Source organism: Aurantimonas sp. NFXS3 (assembly GCF_049132005.1).
In the GTDB taxonomy this organism is placed as follows: domain Bacteria; phylum Pseudomonadota; class Alphaproteobacteria; order Rhizobiales; family Rhizobiaceae; genus Aurantimonas; species Aurantimonas coralicida.
In genome coordinates, this window is sequence record NZ_JAGDDZ010000018.1 from 1 (window position 1) to 5,801 (window position 5,801).

Annotated in this window: 2 tRNA genes and 3 rRNA genes; all 5 read right to left on the reverse strand. The window is 55.3% G+C overall.

The window, feature by feature from the left end:
- Positions 1-19: 19 nt before the first annotated feature.
- The 5 genes from rrf to J3367_RS20930 all read right to left on the reverse strand — a co-directional run bounded on the left by rrf (position 20) and on the right by J3367_RS20930 (position 5,455).
- Positions 20-134 (reverse strand): 5S ribosomal RNA (gene rrf, locus J3367_RS20910).
- 87 nt (positions 135-221) lie between these two features.
- A 23S ribosomal RNA gene (locus J3367_RS20915) occupies positions 222-3,043 on the reverse strand.
- Between the two features lie 462 nt (positions 3,044-3,505).
- Positions 3,506-3,581 (reverse strand) — tRNA-Ala (locus J3367_RS20920).
- Positions 3,582-3,614: 33 nt separating this feature from the next.
- Positions 3,615-3,691 (reverse strand) — tRNA-Ile (locus J3367_RS20925).
- A gap of 277 nt (positions 3,692-3,968) precedes the next feature.
- Positions 3,969-5,455, reverse strand: a 16S ribosomal RNA gene (locus J3367_RS20930).
- Together the 16S, 23S and 5S rRNA genes with 2 tRNA genes alongside form the textbook arrangement of a ribosomal RNA operon.
- Positions 5,456-5,801: the final 346 nt, after the last annotated feature.

Below are 5,801 nucleotides of genomic sequence, written 5' to 3' on the forward strand. Positions count from 1 at the left end.
GACAACTTGCGATTTGCAGACCTGGCGGCGACCGACTTTCCCGCGTCTTGAGACGAAGTATCATGGGCGCTGGGGCGTTTCACGGCCGAGTTCGGAATGGGATCGGGTGCGGCCGCCCCGCTAGAACCACCAGGTCGGCAAATGGCAAGTTGGAAGCTGGTCTTGGGAGGGCATTGTGATTGTGTTGCGCACCCTGTTTGGGTGGGCATTGACGAATGAGAATGATCAAGCCGATCGAGCGATTAGTACCGGTAAGCTTCATGCGTTGCCGCACGTCCACACCCGGCCTATCAACGTGGTGGTCTACCACGGCTCTGATAGGGAGAACTCGTTTTCAGGTGGGTTTCCCGCTTAGATGCCTTCAGCGGTTATCCCGACCGTACATAGCTACCCTGCACTGCGGCTGGCGCCACAACAGGTCCACCAGAGGTACGTCCAACCCGGTCCTCTCGTACTAGGGTCAGATCCTGTCAATTCTCCTGCACCCACGGCAGATAGGGACCGAACTGTCTCACGACGTTCTGAACCCAGCTCACGTACCGCTTTAATTGGCGAACAGCCAAACCCTTGGGACCTGCTCCAGCCCCAGGATGCGATGAGCCGACATCGAGGTGCCAAACAACCCCGTCGATATGGACTCTTGGGGGTCATCAGCCTGTTATCCCCGGCGTACCTTTTATCCGTTGAGCGATGGCCCTTCCACGCGGGACCACCGGATCACTATGACCGACTTTCGTCTCTGCTCGACTTGTCTGTCTCGCAGTCAGGCGGGCTTATGCCATTGCACTCGACGACCGATTTCCGACCGGTCTGAGCCCACCATCGCGCGCCTCCGTTACTCTTTAGGAGGCGACCGCCCCAGTCAAACTACCCACCATACACTGTCCCGGATCCGGATGACGGACCGCGGTTAGACATCCATGACGATAAGGGTGGTATTTCAAGGATGGCTCCACGCGAGCTGGCGCCCACGCTTCAAAGCCTACCACCTATCCTACACATGCCGACACGAATGCCAGTGTAAAGCTATAGTAAAGGTGCACGGGGTCTTTCCGTCTGACCGCAGGAACCCCGCATCTTCACGGGGAATTCAATTTCACTGAGTCTATGTTGGAGACAGCGGGGAAGTCGTTACGCCATTCGTGCAGGTCGGAACTTACCCGACAAGGAATTTCGCTACCTTAGGACCGTTATAGTTACGGCCGCCGTTTACTGGGGCTTCGATTCAGAGCTTGCACCCCTCCTCTTAACCTTCCAGCACCGGGCAGGCGTCAGACCCTATACGTCGTCTTGCGACTTCGCAGAGCCCTGTGTTTTTGATAAACAGTCGCTACCCCCTGGTCTGTGCCACCCCCACCCACTTGCGTAAATGGGGGTCACGCTTCTTCCGAAGTTACGCGTGCAATTTGCCGAGTTCCTTCAACATAGTTCTCTCAAGCGCCTTGGTATACTCTACCAGTCCACCTGTGTCGGTTTCGGGTACGGTCTATACGGTGGGGCTATTTCCTGGAACCTCTTCACCGCACGATCAATCCAATAAGACCGTACGATACACGAGATCCGTCACTCTCCACCAGGCCCACGATTATTAACGTGGTTCCCATCGACTACGCCTTTCGGCCTCGCCTTAGGGGCCGGCTAACCCTGCTCAGATTAACTTTAAGCAGGAACCCTTGGACTTTCGGCGAGGGAGTCTCTCACTCCCTTTATCGTTACTCATGTCAGCATTCGCACTTCCGATACCTCCAGCAGCCCTCACGGGTCCGCCTTCACAGGCCTACGGAACGCTCCGCTACCGCTCGTCAAAGACGAGCCCACAGCTTCGGTGTATGGCTTGAGCCCCGGTACATTTTCGGCGCAAAGACTCTTGATTAGACCAGTGAGCTGTTACGCTTTCTTTAAATGATGGCTGCTTCTAAGCCAACATCCTGGTTGTTTTGGAATCTTCACATCCTTTCCCACTTAGCCATAACTTGGGGACCTTAGATGGTGGTCAGGGTTGTTTCCCTCTCCACGACGGACGTTAGCACCCGCCGTGTGTCTGCCGGATAGCACTTCCAGGTATTCGGAGTTTGATTAGGTTTGGTAAGTCGGTGAGACCCCCTAGCCCATTCAGTGCTCTACCCCCTGGAGTGTTCATCCGACGCTCTACCTAAATAGATTTCGCGGAGAACCAGCTATTTCCGAGTTTGATTGGCCTTTCACCCCTAGCCACAAGTCATCCCGATCTATTGCAACAGATATGGGTTCGGTCCTTCAGTGCGTGTTACCGCACCTTCAACCTGCTCATGGCTAGATCACTCGGTTTCGGGTCTAATCCGACGAACTGAACGCCCTGTTCAGACTCGCTTTCGCTACGCCTCCACCTATCGGCTTAAGCTTGCTCGCCAGACTAAGTCGCTGACCCATTATACAAAAGGTACGATGTCACCCAGGACGAACCTTGAGCTCCATCTGTTTGTAGGCATTCGGTTTCAGGTACTATTTCACTCCCCTTGTCGGGGTGCTTTTCACCTTTCCCTCACGGTACTGGTTCGCTATCGGTCATGCACGAGTACTTAGGCTTAGAGGGTGGTCCCCCTAATTTCAGACAGGATTTCACGTGTCCCGCCCTACTCGAGGACCATCGGAGACATTATGCGTACGGGGCTATCACCCACTCTTGCCAGGCTTTCCAACCTGTTCCGCTTCTTCTCTCGATGGCCACTGGCCTGGTCCGCGTTCGCTCGCCGCTACTGACGGAGTCTCGGTTGATGTCCTTTCCTTCGGGTACTTAGATGTTTCAGTTCCCCGAGTTCGCTTCTAACCCCTATGTATTCAGAGTTAGATACCTTTTATAGACACCTGTTAATCCAAACGGTTCGCAAAACACGAAGTCTTGCCAACCGCTTGAACTTAACAGGCGTCAAAGGTGGGTTGCCCCATTCGGAAATCCACGGATCAAAGCTTATTCGCAGCTCCCCATGGCTTATCGCAGCGTATCACGTCCTTCATCGCCTGTGCATGCCAAGGCATTCACCAAATGCCCTTAAGTCACTTGATCATTCTCATCGTCAATGCCCACCATCCCGGCCCCGCATCAGCGGCACCAGGAGAGAGAGGCGAACATTCACAATGTCCTCTTCGAACACCGCAAATCCCGGCAAGGTGTGCAACCTCGTCCAAGATCCTGCAGCGGTGTTCTATCTGTCGACCGGGCGGCTAAACCCGATCGACGAAAGACCAGCTTCTTGAGACAGACCCCGACAATGTGCGGTCAGGCACATCGATCATGGGACGAAAGGCTTGTTGTCTCCAGTGCCGGGCGATGAACCCTTCACTTAGAACCTTTCGTCGACAGATCGTCCAAACCCTGAGCGGGGCATGACCAGCAAAGCTGGCCAAAATGACGACCTTCGAGATCCGTCTTCTTCTTCACGATGATGATTGAGAACAGGCAGACACACGAACCGAAGTTCGAGGCTGCAAACTATTGTCTTTCTCCTGGATGGCGACTGCCGACGAATGGTGGAGCTTGTCGGGATCGAACCGACGACCCCCTGCTTGCAAAGCAGGTGCTCTCCCAGCTGAGCTAAAGCCCCATGTCCGGGTGCCGTCGACCGGTGCCGACCAAATGGTGGGCCCGGGTAGATTCGAACTACCGACCTCACCCTTATCAGGGGTGCGCTCTAACCAACTGAGCTACGGGCCCGAACCGTGTCGAGCCTACCGGTCCCACAAACCCGTGACGGGCCTGCGACACCAGACGCAATGGTCCGGCAATTCATCCAGGGAAGAAAGAGAAACGAAGGCGGCGGTGCCTGCCATCACGCCGTACACCCTCCTTGCGAAGGGTTCGTTGGCGCTCTTGTTCTGCGCGGCCCCGTCTGACTAACGGGACCTTTGTTCTAAAACAATCCGATACGGGAAGCCCGGCGGGCCACCTCTTGCGAGATGACGGACCGGACGCCGTGAGGGATCGTCCTTAGAAAGGAGGTGATCCAGCCGCAGGTTCCCCTACGGCTACCTTGTTACGACTTCACCCCAGTCGCTGACCCTACCGTGGTTGGCTGCCTCCTATTGCTAGGTTAGCGCACCACCTTCGGGTAGAACCAACTCCCATGGTGTGACGGGCGGTGTGTACAAGGCCCGGGAACGTATTCACCGTGGCATGCTGATCCACGATTACTAGCGATTCCAACTTCATGCACCCGAGTTGCAGAGTGCAATCCGAACTGAGACGGTTTTTTGGGATTAGCTCACTCTCGCGAGTTGGCTGCCCACTGTCACCGCCATTGTAGCACGTGTGTAGCCCAGCCCGTAAGGGCCATGAGGACTTGACGTCATCCCCACCTTCCTCTCGGCTTATCACCGGCAGTCCCCCTAGAGTGCCCAACTGAATGCTGGCAACTAAGGGCGAGGGTTGCGCTCGTTGCGGGACTTAACCCAACATCTCACGACACGAGCTGACGACAGCCATGCAGCACCTGTGCACTCGTCCCGAAGGAAGGCATCCGTCTCCGGATACCGTCGAGGCATGTCAAGAGCTGGTAAGGTTCTGCGCGTTGCTTCGAATTAAACCACATGCTCCACCGCTTGTGCGGGCCCCCGTCAATTCCTTTGAGTTTTAATCTTGCGACCGTACTCCCCAGGCGGGAAGCTTAATGCGTTAACTGCGCCACCGAAGGATAAATCCTCCGACGGCTAGCTTCCATCGTTTACGGCGTGGACTACCAGGGTATCTAATCCTGTTTGCTCCCCACGCTTTCGCACCTCAGCGTCAGTTGTGGTCCAGTGAGCCGCCTTCGCCACTGGTGTTCCTGCGAATATCTACGAATTTCACCTCTACACTCGCAATTCCACTCACCTCTACCACACTCAAGACACCCAGTATCAGAGGCAGTTCCGGGGTTGAGCCCCGGGATTTCACCCCTGACTTAAATGTCCGCCTACGTGCGCTTTACGCCCAGTAATTCCGAACAACGCTAGCCCCCTTCGTATTACCGCGGCTGCTGGCACGAAGTTAGCCGGGGCTTCTTCTGTGGGTACCGTCATTATCGTCCCCACTGAAAGAGCTTTACAACCCTAGGGCCTTCATCACTCACGCGGCATGGCTGGATCAGGCTTGCGCCCATTGTCCAATATTCCCCACTGCTGCCTCCCGTAGGAGTTTGGGCCGTGTCTCAGTCCCAATGTGGCTGATCATCCTCTTAGACCAGCTATGGATCGTCGCCTTGGTAGGCCATTACCCCACCAACTAGCTAATCCAACGCGGGCTCATCCATCCCCGATAAATCTTTCTCCCGGAGGACGTATACGGTATTATCTCCAGTTTCCCGGAGCTATCCCGTAGGGATGGGTAGATTCCCACGCGTTACTCACCCGTCTGCCACTCACCCCGAAGGATGCGTTCGACTTGCATGTGTTAAGCCTGCCGCCAGCGTTCGTTCTGAGCCAGGATCAAACTCTCAGGTTTGATAAGAGTTGTTCCCGACCATTAGTCACTGTCTCAAAGCATTCGACGAGAGATACTTTTAAAACCGGACCCCCTGCCCGCTCGGCCAAAACCAAACGCACAATCACCAGTCAGCATTCCTGCCAACCAGTGCAAAAAGATCCAGCCTGCCCGAACCTCACACCGCAATCCGAAGACCGCAGCAGTCAGGCTCGAGCCGTACACTCTCATACCGAAACGTGATAACGATCGATCGTTCTCTCATGGATGCCTCGCAATCGGAAAGGAAACCGACACGAAGCTCCAGGCAAACAATCCGCCGCCCACGCTTCTCTTTCTTCTCAATCTTCAGTTTTCAAAGAGCACG